The sequence below is a fragment of the Paenibacillus tyrphae genome, from assembly GCF_027925525.1.
In the GTDB taxonomy this organism is placed as follows: Bacteria; Bacillota; Bacilli; order Paenibacillales; family NBRC-103111; genus Paenibacillus_G; species Paenibacillus_G tyrfis_B.
In genome coordinates, this window is record NZ_BSDJ01000011.1 from 15,364 (window position 1) to 36,449 (window position 21,086).

Annotated in this window: 20 protein-coding genes; 13 read left to right on the forward strand and 7 right to left on the reverse strand. The window is 55.0% G+C overall.

Annotation, left to right across the window (positions count from 1 at the left end; all coding sequences use genetic code 11):
* Nucleotides 1-6: 6 nt before the first annotated feature.
* Complete coding sequence (locus QMG93_RS14825; RefSeq protein WP_281937709.1) at nt 7-396, forward strand: Asp23/Gls24 family envelope stress response protein; 390 nt, start codon at nt 7-9, stop codon at nt 394-396.
* A gap of 21 nt (nt 397-417) precedes the next feature.
* Here QMG93_RS14825 and ftsW read toward each other — a convergent pair whose 3' ends face one another.
* Nucleotides 418-1,563 carry a putative lipid II flippase FtsW gene (ftsW, locus tag QMG93_RS14830; protein ID WP_281937710.1) on the reverse strand — a complete coding sequence of 382 codons (1,146 nt, stop codon included), beginning with the start codon at nt 1,561-1,563 and terminating at the stop codon, nt 418-420.
* A 13-nt stretch (nt 1,564-1,576) separates the two neighbouring features.
* Entirely contained in the window at nt 1,577-1,924 is a 348-nt protein-coding gene (locus QMG93_RS14835) for a YugN family protein (RefSeq protein ID WP_281937711.1), read from the reverse strand.
* Between the two features lie 245 nt (nt 1,925-2,169).
* On the opposite strand from QMG93_RS14835, the gene QMG93_RS14840 reads away from it, so the two are divergent.
* From QMG93_RS14840 to QMG93_RS14850, 3 genes are all read left to right on the forward strand, one after another.
* Complete coding sequence (locus QMG93_RS14840; protein WP_281937713.1) at nt 2,170-3,357, forward strand: M20 metallopeptidase family protein; 1,188 nt, start codon at nt 2,170-2,172, stop codon at nt 3,355-3,357.
* Nucleotides 3,358-3,483: 126 nt separating this feature from the next.
* Nucleotides 3,484-3,921, forward strand: coding sequence for a CBS domain-containing protein (locus tag QMG93_RS14845; protein WP_216796892.1), 438 nt, complete (start codon nt 3,484-3,486; stop codon nt 3,919-3,921).
* 136 nt (nt 3,922-4,057) lie between these two features.
* Nucleotides 4,058-5,224: a Gfo/Idh/MocA family protein gene (locus QMG93_RS14850; protein ID WP_281937718.1), complete on the forward strand. Its 1,167-nt coding sequence runs from the start codon at nt 4,058-4,060 to the stop codon at nt 5,222-5,224.
* Nucleotides 5,225-5,311: 87 nt separating this feature from the next.
* Here QMG93_RS14850 and QMG93_RS14855 read toward each other — a convergent pair whose 3' ends face one another.
* Nucleotides 5,312-5,548: a thermonuclease family protein gene (locus QMG93_RS14855; RefSeq protein WP_281938107.1), complete on the reverse strand. Its 237-nt coding sequence runs from the start codon at nt 5,546-5,548 to the stop codon at nt 5,312-5,314.
* A 32-nt stretch (nt 5,549-5,580) separates the two neighbouring features.
* A complete protein-coding gene (locus tag QMG93_RS14860; RefSeq protein ID WP_281937720.1) occupies nt 5,581-5,859 on the reverse strand; it encodes a thermonuclease family protein in 279 nt (92 codons plus the stop codon).
* Nucleotides 5,860-6,030: 171 nt separating this feature from the next.
* Between QMG93_RS14860 and QMG93_RS14865 the strand changes: the two genes are divergently transcribed.
* The 3 genes from QMG93_RS14865 (at nt 6,031) to QMG93_RS14875 (ending at nt 10,309) form a co-directional block, all read left to right on the forward strand.
* Nucleotides 6,031-7,725 (forward strand): DNA repair helicase XPB, encoded by a 1,695-nt coding sequence (locus QMG93_RS14865; protein WP_281937722.1) that lies wholly within the window; start codon nt 6,031-6,033, stop codon nt 7,723-7,725.
* Entirely contained in the window at nt 7,722-9,773 is a 2,052-nt protein-coding gene (locus QMG93_RS14870; RefSeq protein WP_281937723.1) for a helicase-associated domain-containing protein, read from the forward strand. Before QMG93_RS14865 ends, QMG93_RS14870 begins: the two co-directional genes overlap by 4 nt.
* Nucleotides 9,774-9,862: 89 nt before the next feature.
* Nucleotides 9,863-10,309: a YlbF family regulator gene (locus QMG93_RS14875; RefSeq protein WP_281937724.1), complete on the forward strand. Its 447-nt coding sequence runs from the start codon at nt 9,863-9,865 to the stop codon at nt 10,307-10,309.
* Nucleotides 10,310-10,350: 41 nt separating this feature from the next.
* On the opposite strand, the gene QMG93_RS14880 is transcribed toward QMG93_RS14875, so the two are convergent.
* Nucleotides 10,351-11,370: an asparaginase gene (locus tag QMG93_RS14880; RefSeq protein ID WP_281937725.1), complete on the reverse strand. Its 1,020-nt coding sequence runs from the start codon at nt 11,368-11,370 to the stop codon at nt 10,351-10,353.
* A gap of 53 nt (nt 11,371-11,423) precedes the next feature.
* Here QMG93_RS14880 and QMG93_RS14885 point away from each other — a divergent pair, with 53 nt between their 5' ends.
* The 6 genes from QMG93_RS14885 to QMG93_RS14910 all read left to right on the forward strand — a co-directional run bounded on the left by QMG93_RS14885 (nt 11,424) and on the right by QMG93_RS14910 (nt 18,587).
* A complete protein-coding gene (locus tag QMG93_RS14885; protein WP_010498293.1) occupies nt 11,424-11,690 on the forward strand; it encodes a YlbG family protein in 267 nt (88 codons plus the stop codon).
* Between the two features lie 226 nt (nt 11,691-11,916).
* A complete protein-coding gene (locus QMG93_RS14890) occupies nt 11,917-12,357 on the forward strand; it encodes a hypothetical protein (RefSeq protein WP_281937727.1) in 441 nt (146 codons plus the stop codon).
* 273 nt (nt 12,358-12,630) lie between these two features.
* Complete coding sequence (locus QMG93_RS14895) at nt 12,631-13,542, forward strand: selenium metabolism-associated LysR family transcriptional regulator (RefSeq protein ID WP_281937730.1); 912 nt, start codon at nt 12,631-12,633, stop codon at nt 13,540-13,542.
* Between the two features lie 38 nt (nt 13,543-13,580).
* The gene (locus QMG93_RS14900; RefSeq protein ID WP_281937732.1) at nt 13,581-14,429 is read left to right on the forward strand and encodes a PHP domain-containing protein; all 849 of its coding nucleotides are present in this window, start codon (nt 13,581-13,583) and stop codon (nt 14,427-14,429) included.
* The gene (galU, locus tag QMG93_RS14905; RefSeq protein ID WP_281937734.1) at nt 14,426-15,292 is read left to right on the forward strand and encodes a UTP--glucose-1-phosphate uridylyltransferase GalU; all 867 of its coding nucleotides are present in this window, start codon (nt 14,426-14,428) and stop codon (nt 15,290-15,292) included. The genes QMG93_RS14900 and galU overlap by 4 nt, the downstream gene beginning before the upstream one ends.
* Before the next feature lie 217 nt (nt 15,293-15,509).
* Entirely contained in the window at nt 15,510-18,587 is a 3,078-nt protein-coding gene (locus tag QMG93_RS14910; protein ID WP_281937736.1) for a CheR family methyltransferase, read from the forward strand.
* Between the two features lie 61 nt (nt 18,588-18,648).
* Here the strand turns inward: QMG93_RS14910 and QMG93_RS14915 are convergent, their stop codons facing one another.
* Together QMG93_RS14915 and QMG93_RS14920 are read right to left on the reverse strand one after the other, a co-directional pair.
* Nucleotides 18,649-20,418, reverse strand: coding sequence for an NFACT family protein (locus QMG93_RS14915; protein WP_281937738.1), 1,770 nt, complete (start codon nt 20,416-20,418; stop codon nt 18,649-18,651).
* A 155-nt stretch (nt 20,419-20,573) separates the two neighbouring features.
* Nucleotides 20,574-21,080, reverse strand: a complete 507-nt coding sequence (locus QMG93_RS14920) for a hypothetical protein (RefSeq protein ID WP_281937740.1) — start codon at nt 21,078-21,080, stop codon at nt 20,574-20,576.
* Nucleotides 21,081-21,086: the final 6 nt, after the last annotated feature.

Consider the following 21,086-nt stretch of genomic DNA (forward strand, 5'->3'; position numbering starts at 1 on the left):
ATCCTCATGAGCGAAGAAATTCAAACAGGTCTTATCCGCATTTCAGATGACGTTGTAGCGACTATTGCAGGATTGGCTGCGCTGGAGACTCCAGGGATTGCCGGTATGTCCGGAGGTATTTCCGAAGGATTGGCGAAGCGTCTGAGCGGCAAAAACGTACAAAAGGGCGTTTCGGTGGAAGTGGGCCAAGTGGAAGCGGCTATCGATCTTCGAGTGATTGTCAATTTCGGAAGTAAGATCCATGAGGTTTGTCGCGATCTTCAAGAAAATGTGCGCGATGCGGTAGAGAACATGACCGGTCTGACGGTCGTTGAAGTCAATATTAAGGTTGAGGGCGTCGCATTTCGTGAGGAAGAGCAAGCCATCGTGGAGGACCCGAATAACCGGGTCAAGTAAAAGCAAGAAAGAGAGCCAGGATCAGGCTCTCTTTTTCGTTTCTCGTTCTTTTTCCGGCTTATTGTACTCTCTGGATATGCTGAGCAGAATACCGAGGGCGGCTAGCGACGTCAGCATCGAGGTGCCCCCGTAGCTGATTAGCGGCAGTGTCACGCCAGTGAGCGGAATCGTATTCGTTACCCCGCCCATGTTAATGAACGCTTGAACGCCGATCATTCCGACGATCCCCACACCAAGCAGCATTCCGAACGTATCCTGGCAGCGGAGAGCCACGATCAATCCCCGCCACAAAAATGCAAGATAGGCCAGCAGAAACAGACTGGTGCCGATAAAACCGAGTTCTTCTCCAATTATCGCAAAAATAAAATCGTTATGCGCTTCCGGCAAATAGTGCAGCTTCTGAATGCTTTGTCCGAAGCCGGCACCCGTCAGACCGCCGTGTCCGAACGCATAAAGCGATTGCACAAGATGAAAGCCGCTTCCCTTCGGATCGGCCCACGGGTTAAAGTAGGCCGAAAAACGGGCGAAATGATGGCTGTTGCCATCAGTGGCGATATAATAAATCATTCCTATCAAGGTCAGGAACACGCCTCCGCCAGCGCTAAGATAAAAGACATGCTTGAGCTGCGCCCCGCCGACAATGATGATCAGCATGGCGCACAGGACCAGCACCATCGTAGAACCGAGGTCCGGCTGCAGCATGATTAGCGCGCAGATAAAGCCGATAACGACCAGCGGCGGCACAAGCCCTCGTTTGAAGTCTTGGAACCGGTCGCCTTTTTTGCTAATAATCGAAGCCAAATAAATGATAACCGCAAGCTTGGCGAATTCGGTCGGCTGCACGGAGAAGAAGCCGCCGATTCTAATCCAGCTCTTGGCGCCGTTGACTCCCGTACCGATTATCGGGACGAGGAGCAGAAGAATGACAACAACGAAAAGGGCCGGTACGACCCATTTCTGAAACTTCCGGAAATCCACATTCATGCAAAAAAACATGGCTATCGTGCCGAGTCCAATATATATAGCCTGGCGGATTGCCATGTACCAAGGATCGTTCGGTTCGTAAGCCATGCTTGCGCTAAAGACAAACGCCAACCCGAAGCACACGAGCGAAAACGTCAAGAATAGCAGCAAAAAATCGGGCGTTCCTCGACGCGGGGTTGTCATAACAGTCCTCCGCTTATTGAGTCAGCTTGACTTTCAGTTCAGCGAGCTTGCCGCTAGCCGTTTTCATAATGTAGTCCGGAATGGCGGCCTGATAGTTGACACCGTGTGGGAACGACGCTTGGCCGATGTAGACATCCTCGACATAAAGAATGGCATAAGGCGATTCCAGCTTCCCGGATTCAACCCGGGCATTGATGCGTAGGAAATAATCGTTCGTAGATTCGCGATCCGGCAATTGCAGATCGTATGTCGCGCGGTAATATTCCCACTGCCAACGCACGAAGCCGAGCTGCTCCATCACTTCGTCCAAATGCGCAAGGTCGCTTTTTATGCCTTTAATTCCGCTATTTTCAATAATCACAACAAAACCCTCCTAGAAATATGTACCTCGACTCTACAGTAAACCCTTTATTCATGATAGTATGTTTCCCTTTCTTGTGCAAGCCTAATGCACGGAGGGAAATTGCCCGTCCGAATAAAGTTGTGAAATTCTTGTGACACATGGATGAAACCGTTTCAAGGATTTGATAAAATGGTACTACATTTCAGCGCTCGCTAAATTTCAATGCGCCGGACAGTGGCAAGAGAGAGACGGAGGGGTACCCTATGAAATCGATAGAAGAAACGCTGCAAGCGTCAGTGCCCGATATGATCGCTTGGCGCCGTTATTTGCATCGCCATCCCGAGCTTTCGTTCGAGGAATCGAAGACAGCGGTTTTTGTCGCGGATTTGTTGAAGCAGTGGGGACTGGAAGTTCGGACGGGCGTAGGCGGGCACGGGATCGTGGCCAAGCTGCGTGGAGCGTCGGACGGGCCGACGGTGGCGCTGAGAGCCGATATGGATGCGCTGCCGATTCAGGATGAAAAAGGCTGCGAGTACGCATCTTCGGTGCCGGGCGTGATGCACGCCTGTGGCCATGACGCTCATACGTCGACTCTGCTCGGTGTCGCCAGAACCCTGAGTGAGCACAAGGAAGCGCTGAGCGGCAGCATCGTATTTATTTTTCAGCCTGCCGAAGAGATGACCCCGGGCGGGGCGCTCGGCATGATCAAGGAAGGCGCGCTCGACGGGGTAGATGTCATTTACGGCATTCACTTGTGGACGCCGTTTGAGGTCGGGGCGGCTTATTGCAAGCCCGGTCCGATGATGGCGGCGGCGGATGAGTTTGTGATCGAGATCAAAGGAAAAGGCGGCCACGGCGGTCTGCCTCATGAGACGGTGGATAGCGTGTACGTCGCCTCGCAGCTGGTTGTCAATTTACAGTCGATCGTGAGTCGCAACACCGACCCTACACAGCCCTGTGTCGTCAGCGTGGGATCGATCCACAGCGGTACGAGCTTTAACGTGATCGCCGAATCCGCCGTGCTTAAAGGGACGGTTCGGACTTACGATGCCGCCCTGCGCATGCAGGTGAAAGAACGGCTTGAGACGATCGTAGAGCAGACATGTCTGATGAACGGAGCAGCCTATACGCTTGATTACAAGCTTGGTTATCCTCCCGTGGTCAACGATGCGAAGGAAGCGGAACGGTTTTACCGCGCCGCAACATGGGCTATGGGCACGGAAGGCGGACGGACGGCGCCGCTCATTATGGCCGGTGAAGACTATGCTTATTATCTGGAAAAAATTCCAGGGTGCTTTATGTTCGTGGGCGCGGGTAATAAAGCGCAGGGCGTCGTGCATCCGCATCACCATCCGAAATTCGATATTGACGAAACGTCGATGGAGCACGCGGCCCGTTTATTTATCGCGATGATCCAAGATTATATGAAGGAAGCCGGGACGAGAGCTTGACTTCGTCTCCCGGGAAGTAGCAACGGCCGGGACGAATGGGAAGCCGGGAAAAAGGGAATTCTAAGCCTGCAGCGGCCTAGGAACGGTAACAGGCTGCCAATTCCTTTTCTCAGGAGGTTATTTGCCATGAGCACCAGAACGCTTCGGGAAATTATGACGACCGATTGTTCGACGGTCACGTTGAAGGATAACGTATACGAGGCGGCCGTTAAGATGAAGCAGGAGGATACGGGCTTTATTCCCGTGGTCGAAGGAAGGAAGCTGATCGGGGTATTGACGGACCGGGACCTCGTCATCCGCGGGTATGCGGAGAAACGGGAAGGCTCCGCGGCGATTAAGCAGGTGATGAGCGAAAGAGTTGTGTCTGTTCCGCCTGAGACCACGGTAGACGAAGCGGCCAAAATTATGGCTAAAGAACAAATCCGCCGGCTCCCGATTGTGGAGAACGGTGATCTCGTCGGGATCGTATCCATCGGAGACCTGGCCGTTCGCGACAAATTCGAGGATGAAGCGGGCGAAGCGCTCAGCCAAATTTCCGAACAGGATAAGCAAACGGTGCATTAATGAACAATCGTTCTTTCGTCCGTAAGGCCGGAGGAACGATTTTTTTGTATTGTTTTGTTCACGTGTGCACTGTATAATGAAGGAGTCGAAAAGAAGGTTAATTTAGGCAAGACATGTCATGAGAGGCGGGGAAGCGATGAGCAAGGTGCGATTCGGACTTATCGGAATCGGCAATATGGGGAAGGGCCATACGAATTATTTTGCCAAAAATGAAGTGGCCGGAGGCGAGCTGACTGCCATTGTAGACACGAACCCAGAGCGTCTCGAGTGGGTTCGTCAACAGTACGGAGACCGGTTCCAGCTGTTTGACAATCTGGATTCGTTTTTTGCTTCGCAAGCCTTCGATGCCGTTCTTATCTGCACGCCGCACTACGACCACCCGGACTTGGCGATTGCGGCATTCGAGCGCGGCTACCATGTGTTGGTCGAGAAACCGGCAGGTGTCTACACGAAACAGGTTCGCGAGATGAACGAAGCTACCGCCCGGTCCGGAAAAGCCTTCGGCATCATGTACAATCAGCGCACGAACCCGTTGTATCAAAAGCTCCGCGATCTCGTCTCTTCCGGAGAGCTTGGCGAAATCCGCCGCACGAATTGGATCATCACGAACTGGTACCGCTCCCAGAGCTATTACGATTCCGGCGGCTGGCGGGCGACCTGGGCGGGGGAAGGCGGGGGCGTGCTGCTTAACCAAGACCCGCACCAGCTCGATTTGTGGCAGTGGACGATCGATATGATGCCCAAACGGGTTCGCGCCTTTTGCCATTTCGGAAAATACCGCAATATCGAAGTCGAGGACGACGTGACCGCTTACGTAGAATACGAGAACGGAGCGACCGGTTTGTTCGTTACGACGACCGGCGAAGCCCCGGGAACGAACCGGTTCGAAGTGAGCGGCGACCGCGGCAAAATCGTCATCGAAGACGGCAAGCTGACATTCTGGCGGCTGCGGGTGCCAGAGTCTGAGTTTAACCGTAACTTCAAGGGCGGCTTCGGTGCGCCGGAATGCTGGAAATGCGAGATTCCGGTAAGCTCCTCGGAGGGGGGGCAGCACAAAGGGATTACACAAAATTTCGTCGATCACATTTTGCACGGTACGCCGCTGCTGGCGCCGGGAGAAGAAGGGATCAAAGGACTAACCCTTTCGAACGCGATGCATTTGTCCTCCTGGACCGACAATTGGGTCGATCTTCCGATCAACGAAGACCTGTATTACGAAAAGCTGCAGGAGCGGATTCAAAGCTCCACGTATAAAAAAGAAACCCGCAAGCTGGACCATATGGATGTCAGAGGAACTCATTAATTTTACAGAATTTGTATCAGCCACATAACGAAACGGTCCGGGCAAATGCGCCTGGACCGTTTTTTTTCAGTTAAGATAGCCGTTATTTTATTTATTGTCGGCCCACAGTCCTTTTTTCTTGCTGCGCGCCTCCCGCTCCAGCTTGACGAAGCTGTCCTGGAACATTACGTTAGGTGGAATGGTCATCGTATTGGCGTAGCCTTCGCGGATCAGCGTTTCGTTGAACATTGCGGGATCGCCTTGAATGAAGACATACCGGAGAAGCCGCCCGTACTTGTCTTTGTCTCCCGCGTCTGCAAAGAGGTATACCGTTTTGCCGGTCAGCTTCGATTTTGTGAATTGACTGGCTTCCTTTCCTAATGCTCGACAGGACTGTTCGGCTTCACCGTTTCGGGCGTATTGACGCCGATTAAGCGCACCTTTTCCCCCGACTTCGTCTCGAACGTATCGCCGTCGACAACTCGCTTGACCTCGATGACCGTCATTTTATGGTCTTTCAATGCCGGATACTGCTTTAAGATTTCCTTGGCGAAGGCATCGCCGTCTGCTCCCGATTTCGAGCAGGCCGCAAGCAGCAGTATGATTGCCAAAATGAGCAGCCCCGCTATTGTCTGTTTTCTCCCCATGCTTCCCATGACTCCATACTCCTCTCTCATTTTTCCAATCATAAAAAGGCACGTCGTCTATTGTAGAGCTTCCGGCTCCTTGTTGCAAATGAGGCTGTGGCGGGATTATCCCGCGGATGTTTAAATCCCCCTTGCAACCCTCATACTAAAACTGACAGCTACAAGTGGAGGGATCGGTAGATGACATTTCATAAAGACCGCCCATTGATCGTGCAAACCGACTTTTGCGTGCTGCTCGAAGTGCGGCACTCGGCTTTCGAAGAAGCGCGGACCGGACTCGCCAAGTTTGCGGATCTCGTCAAATCGCCGGAAAACATTCATACATACCGTATGTCGTCGCTTTCTCTCTGGAATGCCGCGGCAGCCGGACTGACGTCCGAGGAGATTATCGGCTTCCTGGACCGCCATGCGAAATTCGGCGTTCCGGCCGCCGTAAAACAAGATATCCGGCGCTTCGTCGAGCGGTACGGGCTGGTTCGCATGGAAAGGCTAGGCGACGATTTGCTTCTCATTTCGGAAGACGTGGAAGCGATCAAGGAGATGGTTTCTTTCCGTTCCTTGCGTTCGTACGGGCTGTGTCAGGTCGATTCGCAAACGCTTCGTTTTTCCGCCCGGTATCGGGGGCTTCTCAAGCAGGAGCTCGTTAAGCTCGGCTTTCCGGTCGAAGATTTGGCAGGCTACAGCCGGGGGGAATCGCTTCCTATCCGGCTCCGGACCGAAGAGGCCGGAGGGCAGGCGTTCGAGCTGCGGGAGTATCAGCGGTCGGCTGTCGAATCCTTTTATCGGGAAGGGAGCTTGCAAGGAGGCAGCGGCGTACTGGTCCTGCCCTGCGGCGCCGGGAAAACGGTGATCGGCATCGCGGCGATGGGAAAGCTAAACTGTGCGACGCTGATTTTGACCTCAAACAGCACTTCGGTTCGGCAGTGGAAAAGGGAAATATTGGATAAAACAAACATTACGGAAGAATTGGTCGGCGAATATACGGGAATGCAGAAGGAAGTGCGCCCGATTACGGTGGCCACGTATCAAATCTTGACGTACCGCAAATCGAAGGACGACCCGTTCGTCCATATGGACCTGTTTAATAAGCGCGACTGGGGCCTGATCGTCTACGACGAGGTGCATTTGCTCCCGGCTCCGGTGTTCCGGGTTACGGCCGACATTCAGGCGACGCGGCGGCTTGGCTTGACCGCGACGCTGATCCGCGAAGACGGCCGGGAGGAGGATGTGTTCTCGCTCGTCGGGCCCAAGCGCTACGAGATGCCCTGGAAGGAGCTGGAGACGCAAGGCTGGATTGCCTCGGTCGAGTGCGTCGAGATCCGGGTTCCGATGGCGGACAAAGTGAAGGAAGCCTATCTTGCCGCGGCGCCAAGGCTGAAAATGCGGGAAGCCAGCGTCAACCCGGGCAAGCTGGAGGTCGTCCGCGAGCTGCTGGACAAGCATGACGGCGAGCAAATTTTAATTATCGGCCAATATTTGGAGCAGCTTCGCCAGCTTGCGGAAGCTACGAAGCTTCCTATGATAAGCGGCGAAATGCCTTATGAGGAGAGAGAAGCGTTGTACTCCGGCTTTCGCAGCGGAACGGTTCCGGCGCTGATCGTATCCAAGGTAGCCAACTTCGCGGTCGATCTGCCCGATGCAACAGTGGCGATCCAAATATCGGGCAGCTTCGGATCGAGACAGGAGGAGGCGCAGCGGCTCGGACGGATATTGCGGCCCAAGGCGGGCATGAACCGGGCGGTCTTCTATACGCTCGTCAGCGAGGAGACGAAAGAGCAGGAGTTCGCTCTGAACCGGCAGCTGTTCTTGATCGAGCAGGGTTACCGCTACCGGATTGAATGGGCGGACGGAGCGAAGGAGGCGGTCTCGATATGAATTATGCGCAATTGCTGGCGAGGATGCCCCGCGAGCTGAAGAGCCGGCTGGAAGCCGAAACGATCTACGCGCCGTGGCTTGGCCAAGGCGTATCCCTTGGTCAACTATGGACCGACCCCGTCGTGATGGAGACCGTCTACAACCGGCTTGGCCGTTCCGAGCGTACGGTGCTTGAGGCGATTGTGCGGCGGATCGGCTGCGAGCCGTTTGACGATGCGGAATTGGAACGGGCGGCAGTCGGTCCCTTATCCGGGGCCGAGGTGAAGATGGGCCTGGCCGGATTGCTTCGCAAAGGCGTCGTATTTTCGTTTCTCAAAACATGGGGAGAGCATTTGTATTTAATGCCCGAGGACGGGTTTGCTTGCTGGCAAACCGTTTTATTTCCCGACTTGCCCTTCGGGCTCGGCGAAGCGCCGGGAAGCGGAGGATTGAGCCCGGTACCTGCCTTCCCCGGCGAGCCGAATCTGGCGCACGATTTGTTTCATTCGCTGGTATTTGCTGCGGAACAAGGGCTTAAGCTGACCAAAAACGGAACTTTGCACAAAAAGCAGCTTCAAAAATTGTCTGAACGTGTGCGGCTCCGGGAAGAGGCTCTTGAACCGCTTTCGCTGAAATATGCGTATGCCGATACGTATTCCCCGAAGATCGCGTTGGTGCTGGATATGCTTTTGCGGCTACAGCTTATCGTTTCGGAAGACGAAGAGCTTAAGCTGGGCGTCGAAGCTGCAGACATTTTTCTGGATCAGCCGCTGGCCGCGCAGGTGCGCCGTTTGTACGGGCTGTGGAAAACACTGACGCTTCCTGCCGCTGCTTGGCTGCAGCATGCCGTGCTCCTTCTGGAGCGCTTAAACGGCGGAACATGGATAACGGCGGAGCAATTGCTGGAGCGATTGGAAGCGTTCGGTCTACTGTCAGGGACGTTAGAGAGCGGGGAAAGGGGCGAGCACACCGGGTATTTGCTCAGGCTGTGGCTGGAGCCGCTCGCTGCACTGGGATTTTTGGAACAAAGCTCCGATCCGTTCTGCGGGCCGGGCGCCTACCGATGGACATTTTCGCTCGGTTTGCGGGACGAGCTGGCCGGGGAGGACGAAGCGGAAGACGGCGGCTTTATAGTTCAGCCCGACTTTGAACTTCTGGTGCCGCCGGATGTCGCGGGCAAAGTGCGCTGGGAGCTTTGCTGCTTGGCCGATCTGGTGGCGCGGGATCAGGTAAGTATCTATAAATTATCGAAGGAAAGCGTCAAGCGGGCTCTGGAGAATGGCCGTACGGCTGCCGAGATGTGCGATTTTCTGGAGTGTCATGCGCTCTACGGCGTGCCGGACCACATCCGGTTAAGCATCGGGCAGTGGGCGAAGCCGTACGGCAAGACCGTTTTTACCCAAGCGCTGCTGCTTCGCTGCGCCGATGAGGAAACCGCCCGAACGGTAGCCAAGCTGCCCGCCGCTTCTCCGTACGTGAAGGAAATGCTGAATGAGCGGGATTTTCTTATTGCGGCCGCAGACGCGAAACCGCTTGCTGTTGTTTTGGAAAAAGCGGGCTATATGCCCGGGCTGCCCGCTATCCCGGTGGTGCAAGCGGGAACGGATGGGGAAACGAGCTCAAGCCGCTTCCCGAAGCTGTCTGCCGAACGGACCGCATCCGGGAAGAAGCTGCTTTCGGTCGAGCCGTTGGACAAAGGGCTGATTTACTCAAGAAATTCCGTCGGCTTTCTTAGACTGCAGGCACGGCTGCCGGAAGCTTCCGACGTTTATCCTTCCTTGCAGGATATACCGCCCACGTGGCTCCGGGATTATCGAAACTATCATTTATCGACGCGCAAAGAAATCGTCGAAAAGGCGATCGAGATGCGTTCAGTGCTGCAAATCCGCAAAAATGGCACCGATTTTCGCATCGTTCCCCGTAAAGTGCAGGAAACGCGGGGAACCTGGTGCATGACCGGACTCGGTTTGTCCGGCGGCGCGCAGGACGAAACGTCGGAGGTCCGATGGCTGGCGGAGGAGTGGCAGGAAATGAGGCTCATTCTTCCCGGGATCAACGATAAATATTAATTCAGCACGACCGTCCTCAAGTATGGTATGATAAACATGTCTGACATGGTCTGACGAACCATACCCAAATGAAAGGACGGTGCTGCTGCATGGCGGTAACGGAGACGCATACGCTCGACATGTCTGCCATACTGCTTGGGTCATATGAGCTGGCTGACCGCATCAAGTTCTCCGCGGAAACGGCGGATTATTTATATTGGAAACAGCGCAAGGATACCGACGAGGAAGTTCGGCAGTTGGTGAAGGAGTTTCTCAAAGCCAAGGAATTGTTCGAGGAGTGCGAACGCTTCGGGCATTTTCATCCGAATTATCATGAGGCGCTTGACCGGGTCAAGGCGGTTCAGGAGCGGCTTGATGCCGTAGAATCCGTCCGGCGCTTCAAGGATGCGGAGAAACGGCTGGACGACTTGCTGCACGACGTATCGGAGATCATCGCGCGTTCCGTATCGGATACGATCAAGGTGCCTTCGAACGATCCGCTTGCAGCCGGGGGAGGCTGCTCCTCCGGAGGAAGCTGCAGCGGCAAGTGCGGTTAACAAGCGATAAAACGGGCCCGGGGATATCCCGGGCCCGTGCTTTAGGCGCGATGAAGACGGAAGACCGGCCGGACGATGCCAACCTGATCGCCGCGGCGGTTATTCACCGCCGGCTGGTGGAAGCCGGCAAGCTGCGCTGCCTCTTCGGCGTTAAGCAAACCGAGCTGGAGCAGCGTTTCGGCTGCGGCGGGATAGATGGCACGTTCGGCGCCGTCTTCGATTTTGACCGCAATGCCGATGCCCTGCTCCGGCACGGTGGCCGCATATAAACCTTCGGCTCCCATCTTGCCGATGATGCGGCCTTGCGTCAGCTCGGCGAGGCGGGTATCGAATCTTTCGCTGCCGGCTACATAGAACGGCGCTTGCCGAATCGCTCCGATGATCGCACGGCAGGCCTCCGCCCGCTCCGGAGACAGGTCGTCCGGCCGCCCGAGCCGCGCGTAAGCGAAGGCGAGCGAGGCCAGCGGGACGGCGAATACGGGGACTCCGCAGCCGTCGGTTCCAAGCGTGATCCTTTCCGGAGAGACCCCGCACATGTCGGCGATCGTCCGGAGCATTTTTTGCTGGACAGGATGCTCGGGTGCGATATACTGTTGTATAGGAACATTCATGAGCTTGGCAAGCGCCAACATGCCGGCGTGCTTGCCGGAGCAGTTGTTATGAAGCTGTCCCGGATCGCGCCGCTCCCGCTTTATCGCATCGGCCGCGGGCTTAAACATCGGCTCCTGCGGGCCGCAGCTTAGAGCGCTTTCATCCAGTCCCAGCTTTCGTAAAATCTCCAGAGCGGTTGCCGCATGCTCCGGTTCTCCTCCGTGCGAGGCACAAAGCAGCGCCGTCTCCGATGGCGTCAACTCGAACCTGTCGCTTCCGCCGGCTTCCAGCAGCGGGATGGCTTGCAGCAGTTTGGCTGTCGAGCGGGTAAACGTGTAAAATTCCGGATTCCCGGCATACGCCAGCAGTTTCCGCTCGTGATCCACAACGGCGATATGACCACGGTGTACGCTTTCGGTCATCGATCCGCGGGAGATTTCGACTAACAATTCGTTTTCCGGTGCACCCATCGTTCATCGGTCCTTTCCTGATCCTATAGCAAACAGAAAGAAGGTCATTGTCCATGTTTACCGAGCGAAGCGGCATTATTGTCTGGGTAAGCGATTTGAAAGCGGCCGGCAAACATTTGGAGAAATATGGGAATGTCCATTTTATTTCCAAAAGACTGCACTATGCCGCGATGTACGTTTATTCCAGCCGTTTGGACGAAACGATGAAGCAGCTTCAGAAGCTGCCGTTTGTAAAAAAGGTGGAACGCTCGTATCGAAACGAGATCAAAACCGAGTATAACAGTAACGTTCCGGATAAGACAAGATTCTATTCCCTGTAATTTCGGAGCGAATATACGATCATAGCTTACGATAGGAATGGAGCTTCTGTGCGCAGAGGCTCCATTCTTTTTTGGGGTATGCGCACCTTAGGCAAGCAGCAAATTCTTCCTCCGGTTTCTAAAGTTTTTTTAATTTGATTCTCGAGTTGGAATAAGGCACAATAATAGGTAGCTTCATGTGTACATAGGGTAACGGAACTATTTTTGTAGGAAAGGGGTTGGGAAGTTGAACGGAGGGAAAGTCGACGGCCGGGAACGAAAAAACGTATCGCGCGACGGGCTGCTTAGAGGAAAGCCGATTGCGGATATCGTCGTCACCCATCACGCTCGCAGCCGATGGGTCGACCGGGTGGAAACGGAAAAGACAGGCTTTCACGACATAACGGCTTTTTTGTGGAGCAAGCTGAAGTCGAACTCGATCCAACCCTACTACAAAAACGAGCAGGATGTTTACCTGATCGATGAGGATTTGGTCATGGTCGCCGAATTTGTCAAGATGGACACGTCGGAATCGGCGGGGGAACCGGAGGCGTACAAAATGATCGTCGTCACGTTTCTCGGGAGGATGTCGGAGACGATGGAGCTGCGGGATTTGCGCTCCTACTACTCATGGCTTCGCCATTCGCGGCGCATGACGCTGATCAAGAACAGCCGTAAGCGAAGATAAGCTGCAAAGATTCAAGCATGCCGGGAGTCGGCATGCTTTTTTAGCGCATTCCCGCCCACAAGAAAACCAACCGCTGATCCGCGGTCGCGAATCCTTGAATTAGCTTCGATGAAGGTTTTCTTAACGGTCGGGAAAGCAGCAGTTTTCGGCGAAGCCGAACGCTTTCCCGCCCACAAGAAAACCAACCGCTGATCCGCGGTCGCGCATCCTTGAATTAGCTTCGATGAAGGTTTTCTTATATAATGAGGCTACAACGCTTGCGGAGGAGTCGTTATGGCGCTTAACTTTCATCAGCTTCATATTTTTCATACCGTTGCGGAGAAGGGGAGCTTCTCCTATGCCGCTCAGGCGCTGCATATGACACAGCCGGCAGTGACGATGCAGGTGCAGTCGCTTGAGGACTACTTCGGAACGAAGTTGTTCGTGCGGTCGACCAAGCGGGTCGAGCTGACCGAAGCCGGCCGGACGCTGCTGCCGTTTGCGTTCCGCAGCATTGAGCTGATGAGGGAAACGGACCTCCGCATGTCCAAATTCACGCATATGCTGGAAGGCCGGCTGCACCTGGGCGCGAGCTTAACGGTGGGGGAATACGTGTTGCCCCGGCTGCTCGGACCGTTCGGGCAAGAATATCCGAACATCTCCGTCAGCATGAAGGTCATCAATACGAAGCAAATTTTGGAGGAAGTGCTGAGTCATCAGTTGACCTTCGGCTTGGTGGAGGCTGAGGTGGATCATCCGGACGTGCACACGGAAGCCGTGCTGAATGACGAATTGAAGCTGATCGTGCCTAGGCGTCATCCGCTTGCCGAACGTGAGCAGGTCGGTCTGGAGGAGCTTGCAAAATATCCGTTTATTTTGCGGGAGCAGGGTTCGGGAACACGCAAGGTGATGGAGGAGGAGCTGGCTCGGGCCGGCTGCGATGTGTCCGCCCTGAAAATCGTGATGGAGCTTGGCAGCACGGGGGCGGTAAAATCAGCCGTAGAGGCCGGACTCGGTATTTCGATCGTGTCGCAATCCTCCGTCAAGCATGAAGCTGCACTTGGCGTCTTGCAGGTGAAGAACGTCGAAGGGGTTTCCTTCGCCCGCAGCTTTCATGCCATTTACTTGAACTCTACGCTGCTTCCCATCTCGGCCGTGACTTTCATGACCTTTTTGCGGGAGCGCGATTTAAGCCAGTGGTTATAACAGACTTGTGTGAGAAAAAAAGGGAGGTCTGTGGTTCTATGGCATTTGCAGATTTACATACGCATACGCTGGCCTCGGACGGTACGGGGCCGCCTGCCGACAATGTCCGGCTGGCCGCCGAAGCGGGACTCGCGGCGGTAGCAATCACCGACCATGATACAGTGGGCGGACTCCGGGAGGCGATGGAAGCGGGCTTGAAATACGGCATCGCTGTCGTGCCGGGCGTGGAGATCAGCACCGTCCACGCCGGACAGGACATTCATGTCCTCGGCTATTGGATCGACGATACGGATCCTCAGTTTCTGGCGAGGCTTGCAGAGCTGAGAGAAGTGCGCAACCGGCGTAACGAAATGATCGTGAACAAGCTTCAGGAGCTGGGACTGTCCGTCACAATGGACGACGTGCTCGAATCGCTGCGGACCTCGAAAAAAGCGGGCGACACCGTAGGCCGTCCGCATATCGCCGATGCCTTGGTGCGGAAAGGGTATGTAAACTCGATGGCCGAAGCGTTCGACCGTTATTTGGCCAAAGGGGCGGCAGCCTATGTGAATCCGCCCCGCATCACACCGCAGCAGGCGGTGGAGTGGATTTTGGAGGCCGGCGGAGCTCCGGTGCTGGCCCATCCGGGGCTGTACGGACAGGACGAGCTGATCCCGCTGCTTGCGGAAGTCGGGCTCGTCGGTGTGGAAGCATTCCATTCCGACCATACGCCGGAGCAGGAAGCGCACTATGAAGCGTTGGCCGCCGCGTACGGCTTGTTGGTAACCGCGGGATCGGATTACCATGGTGAACGAGGCGGCGTCGTGTTTCATGCGCCGATCGGGGCGCGCCGCGTCGCAGCGGACGTCGTAGACCGGCTATTCGAACGGAGGGGGATGCGGTCATGACCGTACGCAAAGCGATTATTCCGGCCGCGGGTCTCGGTACCCGATTTTTGCCGGCCACCAAAGCGCAGCCGAAGGAGATGCTGCCGATTGTCGACAAGCCGGCGATTCAATATATCGTAGAGGAAGCCATCTCGTCCGGTATCGAAGATATAATGATCATTACCGGGCGCAATAAGCGGGCCATCGAAGACCATTTTGACAAATCGATGGAGCTTGAGACCATTCTCGAAGAAAAAGGAAATCGGGAGCTGCTCGACATCGTTCAGTCTGTATCAAATCTGGCTGACGTTCATTATATTCGTCAGAAGCAGCCGCTCGGACTCGGTCACGCGGTGCTCTGCGCCCGTAAATTTATCGGCAATGAGCCGTTCGCCGTGCTGCTAGGGGACGATATCATTCAATCGGAGCCGCCTTGCCTGAAGCAAATGATCGACCTGCACGAGGCGACGAACACATCGGTGATCGCTTGCCAGGAAGTGCCCTGGGACGACGTGGACAAATACGGTATCATCGCGCCCTTGGCTGGGCAGCATTCGCATCGTTATATCGACGGCTTGATCGAGAAGCCGGAACGCGGACAAGCCCCGTCCAACTGGGCGATTATCGGGCGGTATATCCTCACTCCGGATATTTTCGATATACTCGAGCGTAGCGAGCCCGGCCGCGGCGGCGAGATTCAATTGACCGACGCCTTGCAAGTGCTGAACCGGCTGCGGCATATGGTGATGTTTCCCGTACCGGGCCGGCGCTTTGATGTCGGCGACAAGCTGGGTTACCTCGAAGCGACGATCGAGATGGCACTGGAGCGGGAGGAGCTTCGCGGACCGTTCGAAAGTTATTTGCGCAAGAGATTAGGTATGTAGGAAGACCGTCCTTCTAGCGGAAACGTATCCGCCGAAGGGCGGTTTTTAGTTTAGAATACCGTTGCATCGTGCTGTCAAAAAAAGTGAGCGAAATTGGAAGAAAACGGGTATACTTGAGCTGTAGCTTTAGTCTTGATACGGAATCCTGTGGACGTAACGGGTAAAACGTGGAAGGGAACCGGGATTCATGTACCGGCTGGGAAAGAGGTTGAAATGAATGAACGGTAATCAAGCATTGCAGTACAGGCTGTGTCCGTACGAATCGGGGGGAAAGATCGTCGGAAGGGGAGCGCCGGCTGGAGGACTTGAAGCACTGCCGCAATTTAGGCCGGAAGGCGGCGAACTGGAGTTTGTGTGTGACGAACAGACGCTGCAGCGGATTCTTGGGCTGCTGAACAAAGCATGCGGAATCGACTTCCAGAACTACAAGCGAAGCAGCCTCATTCGGCGCATCGAACGTCGCATGGGCAGGCTGAACCTGGCAGAGATAGAGGATTATGCGCGACTGTTGACAGACGAACCGGACGAGCTGCTCGCACTGGGCAAAGATCTGCTTATCGGGGTGACGCATTTCTTTCGCGATCCGCAGGCATTCGAGACGATTCAGAAAAAGGTCATTCCCGCCATCGCAGAAAGCAGGCGGCACGAACGGCATATCCGCGTCTGGGTTGCGGGATGCTCAACCGGCGAAGAAGCGTACACCCTCGCTATGCTGTTTCATCAATTCAACGAGCGTTCGGCGGAGCCCTACTCTGTCAAAATTTTCTCCACCGATCTGGACAAGGACGCGGTCGCTGCGGCCAGTCAAGGCATCTATCCTGAAGCGGCGATGACAAGCCTGCCGAAACCATGGATGAGGCGGTATTTTACCCGAACCGGAGACCTGTATCACATCGATAAAGACATTCGCAAGATGGTCGTGTTTGCGCATCACAACATGGTTGAGGACCCGCCGTTCAGCCGTCTGGACCTGATCGCCTGCCGCAATCTGTTGATCTACCTGCAATCCGAGACGCAGCAGAAGGTACTGTCGATGTTTCATTTCGCGCTTAATCCGGATGGGTTTATGTTTTTGGGACCGAACGAAACGATCGGCCGGCTTACGCATTTATTTGTTCCTTATGACCGCAAGTGGAATATTTTCAGGCAGCAGCCGCCGCCGGGACCGGGGCCGCTGTTCGCAAGCGAGATCGACAGGGGCAATTCTGAGGCTTCCCGGACACGTCCGATGGCAGCGGCCAAGCGGGGGCATCGGCAGTCTAAGGATTTGCAAAGCTTCATGAAAACGGACGAATTGTACACGGCTTTCGTGGACGAGCACATGCCGCCCTGTATGGTGATCGACGAAAACAATGAAGTGATCCATCTCAGCGGCAACGTGAATCCTTATGTAACGCTGGCGAAGGGAAGGCCGAGCTGGAACATTTACAAAATCGTCGAGGGTCGCCTGGCAGTGGCGATTATAACGGCCATACAAAAAGTCCGCAAAGAAAATCGTACCGTTTATTATAAAAACATGAAGGTAAGCAGCCCGGAGCCTCCGACATCCGTTAATTTGATCGTGAAGCCGTTTTCGTTGAAAAACAAAAAGTTCGACAAGCTGGTACTCGTTTTGTTCGAGAAGCCGGAGCATTTTGGCAATCCGGTCCGGGCCGCCGACGAATTTGAAGTCGAACCGAACGTCAACCATCGGATGATCGAGCTGGAGCAAGAACTGCGACAAGCGGAGGAGTCGCTTCAGGCGACGATCGAAGAGTTGGAGACGTCCAACGAGGCGCTTCAAGCGACCAACGAAGAGCTGGCGGCGGCCAATGAAGAGCTCGTGAGCACGAATGAAGAGCTTCAATCGGTGAACGAAGAGCTGGCTACGGTGAACTCGGAATATCAGTTTAAGCTTCAGGAACTGAGCGAAGCGAACGACGATATGAACAATTTTTTGATCACTGCCAACATCGGGACTGTCTTTTTGGACACCAACCTGTGCATTCGCCGGTTTACGCCTGCCATCACGAAGGAAATCAACTTACTTGAGGTCGATTGCGGGCGCCCACTCGGACATATTTCCCATAACTTCGATGACGACGGCATCGTGCGTGATGCCCAAAACGTGCTGAAGACGCTGATTCCCGTCGAGCGGGAGATTCGGAGCCGCAGCGGGCTGTGGTACAGCATGCGCGTCCTGCCTTACCGCACGAGCGATCATGTGATCAAAGGCATTGTCCTGACATTCGCGGACATTACGGAGCTGAAATCGGCCAACGAGCAGTTGCTCAAGCTTTCATATGCCATAGAGCAAAGTCCCTCCGTCACCGTCATTGCCGATGCGGAAGGAAAGATCCAGTACGCGAACCCCAAATTTACGGAGATGACCGAGTTCCAAATGGCCGAGGTGGCGGGTAGTTCCCTTCGCGAGTTGAATCATTGGAACGCCTCTTCAACCTCGTTCGAGGAAATCTGGAGCATGCTCTCGTCCGGACATGAGTGGAAGGGCGAGTTGGAATGTCGGCGCAAAAACGGGCCGAATTATTCGGAATCCGTCAAAATTTTGCCGATTAAAGATCAGGATAACCGTATTATTTATTATGTTAAAATCGCCGAGGACATTACGGAACGGAAGCAAACGGAGGAATTGCTGCGGAAATCGGAGATGCTGTCGGCCGTCGGCCAGCTTGCCGCAGGTATCGCGCATGAAATTCGTAATCCGCTGACCGCGCTCAAAGGCTTTACCAAGCTGATGGGCTCAGGCGGGCAGCACGGAAACTATTTGTCCATCATGGCGGACGAGCTGGAGCGGATCGAAGAGATCGTCGGCGAGCTGCTCGTGCTGGCGAAGCCGCAGGCGATCGACTTTTTGCCGAAATCCGTGGCTTCGATCCTGCATGACGTCATTATGCTGCTCGAAACGCAAGCCATCATCAGCAAGGTAACCATTGAAACAGACATCGAGGATGAGCTCCCGCTGGCAAGCTGCGTAGAAAACCAGTTGAAGCAGGTTTTCATCAACGTGCTGAAGAACGGGGTGGAAGCGATGTCGGGAGGCGGCACGTTCCTCGTCAAGGCGGAAAAGTCGGAGCGGGGCAGCATACGCATCAGCTTTATCGACCAAGGCTGCGGCATCCCGGAGAGCAAGCTGGCGAAGCTGGGACAACCGTTTTATACGACGAAAAACAAAGGAACGGGTCTCGGGCTTATGGTCAGCTACAAAATTATTGAAAACCATCGCGGGTCTATGACCATAACAAGCAAGGAAGGAGTCGGGACGACGGTTGTAATTGAACTCCCGGCGGTACCGTAAAATGAAAAAGCACCTGATTCGCAATATTGCGGATTCAGGTGCTTTTACTCGCTGCGCGGGTTTATTTTATGGCTACCGGCAGCTGCTTGATATTCCCCGGGTCGGGCGTGACGAACAGTGTTTTTTGATGATCGTAAATCACGAATCCGGGCTTGGCTCCGCTAGGCTTGCGCACGTGCCGGATGAGGGTATAGTCCACCGGCACCTGGCTCGATTCCTTGGCTTGGCTGAACCAGGCGGCAAGCTGGGCAGCTTCATGCAAGGTAGCATCGCCGTACTCGGCGCTGCGAATGACGACGTGAGAGCCCGGAATATCTTTCGTGTGCAGCCACGTATCGCCGGGGTGGGCGAGCCGGTTCGTTAAGTATTCGTTCTGCGTGTTGTTTTTGCCGACATAGATCGGGATACCTTCGCTTGAAGTGTAGCAGGCCAGAGCCGGCTTTTGGTTCGGCTTTTTTTTACGCCCTTTTTTGCCGCGGTCCCGCACGTAGCCTTGCTCCGTCAGCTCCTCGCGGATTTCCTCGATATCGGCCAATCCCGCGCTGGCAAGCTGCTGCAGCAAATTGTCTAAATAGCGGATTTCCTCGTGCGCCTCGGTCATTTGCTGCTGAACGGCAATCAAGCTGTTCTTGCTTTTGGTATATTTCTTGAAATACCGCTGGGCGTTCTCGGACGGCGTCAGCAGCGGATCAAGCTCGATCATGACGGGGCGCTGCTCTTCATCATAATAGTTCACGACCTCAATCTGCTTATCGCCTTTGCGGATTTGATGCAGCGAAGCGGTAAGCAGCTCGCCCAGGATGCGGAAGCGGTCCGCTCCGCGGGCGTCCTCCATCGTATCTTCCAGTTTTTCCATCTTCTTGATGTTTTTGCTGCGTTCATTGCTGAGCAGCCGGAACAGATCGGCTACACGCTGCTTCACGGTATCCCGCTCGGCCTTGTCTCCGTAATACGCCTCGAGGCAGGCGCTAATCGAGGCGAAACGCTGCGTCTCGCCCTGCACGTGGCTCAGGTCCGTAATGGAGAAAAACGTTTTGCCCGTCGACGCTTCTTCGACAATAACCGCTTCCGTCACTCCGGTTTGCAGCTTTTCGGTGAGTTCGCGGAACGGAGCCCACAGCTTCGCAGGCATTGCGGAAGGCGAAGACAAGCTCCCGTCGGCGGCGCGGTACACAAGCTCGCGGGCGACGAGCGGGCTGAACCCGCTGAAACGCGCGACAAGCGCCTGTTCCCAGAAGCGTGGGGAAGCGGGCTCATCGGCCGCCTCTGCCGCTTCGGCAAGGAGAGCGGTGAACCGCTCCTCGCTCATTCCGAACGGAAGCAGCTTGTGCTGCTCCGGCGGCGCCGTGTAGACGCTGCCCGGCATGACGATGCGGTAGCTGCTGATCGCCGGCGTGACGTGATGAATGCCGTCGGTAATGATCCCGGTCGCCGGGTCCTTCAAAATAATATTGCTGTGGCGGCCCATAATCTCCACGACGATGGTTTTGAGGCTGAGGTCTCCGAGCTCGTCGCGCTGCCGGATGTTCAGATGCAGTATCCGCTCGAGACCGGGCTGCTCAATCGCTTCGATGATGCCTCCCTCGCAATGCTTGCGCAGCAGCATACAGAACATGGGCGCTTCCAGCGGATTCAGGAAGCTCTGCTCGGTGAGATGCACCCGGGGGTAGGTGGGATTGGCGGACAGCAGCAGCTTCAGGTTGCGGCCGGCCGCGCGGATTTGCAGGATGATATCGTTTTCCGATGGCATCTGCACTTTATTGATTCGGGCCCCTACGCAGCATTGCAGCTCGCGGGCCAGACTGTGAACGACGAGACCGTCGAAAGACATGCGGGACAACTCCATTCTTCATGCGCAAAAAGCGATTTTTGAGTGCTACCTTCTATCATGCCATATTTTGAAGCAAATTTTAAGCTGTAAGACCCGGATGCCGTTTTCGGGACCGTTTTGTGGCCTGAGCCGACGGGAAGAGGGACGGTGTCGTGTCAATATTGGCGAGGCTGCTGTTTCTTCTTCCGAAGCCAATACAGCGCCGCCGCGATGACCGCGTTGCAAAGCACAAGACCCGTCAGCGCGGGTGCGACGACCGCGAAGCCGGAATCGCCGCCGAAATAAATGCTCCAGACGATCTTCAGCACAGCGATCAGATTCAGAACGAGTAGGCCGTACAGCCAGGATCGTTTCCAAAACGCATACGCGAGAGCGGCCAGCGACCCGGGCACCAGCAGAGTCATCAAAATTTTCGCCAAGTTCCATTGACCCAACAAGTAATCTTGCTCCATCTGTAAAAATTGACGCACGTGCGGGTTAATCACGGCCGGCTTCGAAAACCAGAACATGCTGCTCAGCAGCAGAAGAAGCACGACAGCGATTCCTTTGAGGCTGCGCCTATAGGCGAAGAAACAGAACGGTAGAAGAAATAACGGACGAATGTACCAGCTCAACACGTTTTGATGCCTTTCATAAGCCCAGAAAAACCATTCCTCCAGCATTTGTAT

Coding starts and splice junctions, on each gene's coding strand:
- QMG93_RS14865 (WP_281937722.1), top strand. CDS start 6,031: ATGACATTTCATAAAGACCGCCCATTGATCGTGCAAACCGACTTTTGC.
- QMG93_RS14825 (WP_281937709.1), top strand. CDS start 7: ATGAGCGAAGAAATTCAAACAGGTCTTATCCGCATTTCAGATGACGTT.
- QMG93_RS14860 (WP_281937720.1), bottom strand. CDS start 5,859: ATGGGAAGCATGGGGAGAAAACAGACAATAGCGGGGCTGCTCATTTTG.
- QMG93_RS14915 (WP_281937738.1), bottom strand. CDS start 20,418: ATGTCTTTCGACGGTCTCGTCGTTCACAGTCTGGCCCGCGAGCTGCAA.
- ftsW (WP_281937710.1), bottom strand. CDS start 1,563: ATGACAACCCCGCGTCGAGGAACGCCCGATTTTTTGCTGCTATTCTTG.
- QMG93_RS14875 (WP_281937724.1), top strand. CDS start 9,863: ATGGCGGTAACGGAGACGCATACGCTCGACATGTCTGCCATACTGCTT.
- QMG93_RS14845 (WP_216796892.1), top strand. CDS start 3,484: ATGAGCACCAGAACGCTTCGGGAAATTATGACGACCGATTGTTCGACG.
- QMG93_RS14910 (WP_281937736.1), top strand. CDS start 15,510: ATGAACGGTAATCAAGCATTGCAGTACAGGCTGTGTCCGTACGAATCG.
- QMG93_RS14870 (WP_281937723.1), top strand. CDS start 7,722: ATGAATTATGCGCAATTGCTGGCGAGGATGCCCCGCGAGCTGAAGAGC.
- QMG93_RS14850 (WP_281937718.1), top strand. CDS start 4,058: ATGAGCAAGGTGCGATTCGGACTTATCGGAATCGGCAATATGGGGAAG.
- QMG93_RS14885 (WP_010498293.1), top strand. CDS start 11,424: ATGTTTACCGAGCGAAGCGGCATTATTGTCTGGGTAAGCGATTTGAAA.
- QMG93_RS14900 (WP_281937732.1), top strand. CDS start 13,581: ATGGCATTTGCAGATTTACATACGCATACGCTGGCCTCGGACGGTACG.
- QMG93_RS14840 (WP_281937713.1), top strand. CDS start 2,170: ATGAAATCGATAGAAGAAACGCTGCAAGCGTCAGTGCCCGATATGATC.
- QMG93_RS14895 (WP_281937730.1), top strand. CDS start 12,631: ATGGCGCTTAACTTTCATCAGCTTCATATTTTTCATACCGTTGCGGAG.
- QMG93_RS14920 (WP_281937740.1), bottom strand. CDS start 21,080: ATGCTGGAGGAATGGTTTTTCTGGGCTTATGAAAGGCATCAAAACGTG.
- QMG93_RS14880 (WP_281937725.1), bottom strand. CDS start 11,370: ATGGGTGCACCGGAAAACGAATTGTTAGTCGAAATCTCCCGCGGATCG.
- galU (WP_281937734.1), top strand. CDS start 14,426: ATGACCGTACGCAAAGCGATTATTCCGGCCGCGGGTCTCGGTACCCGA.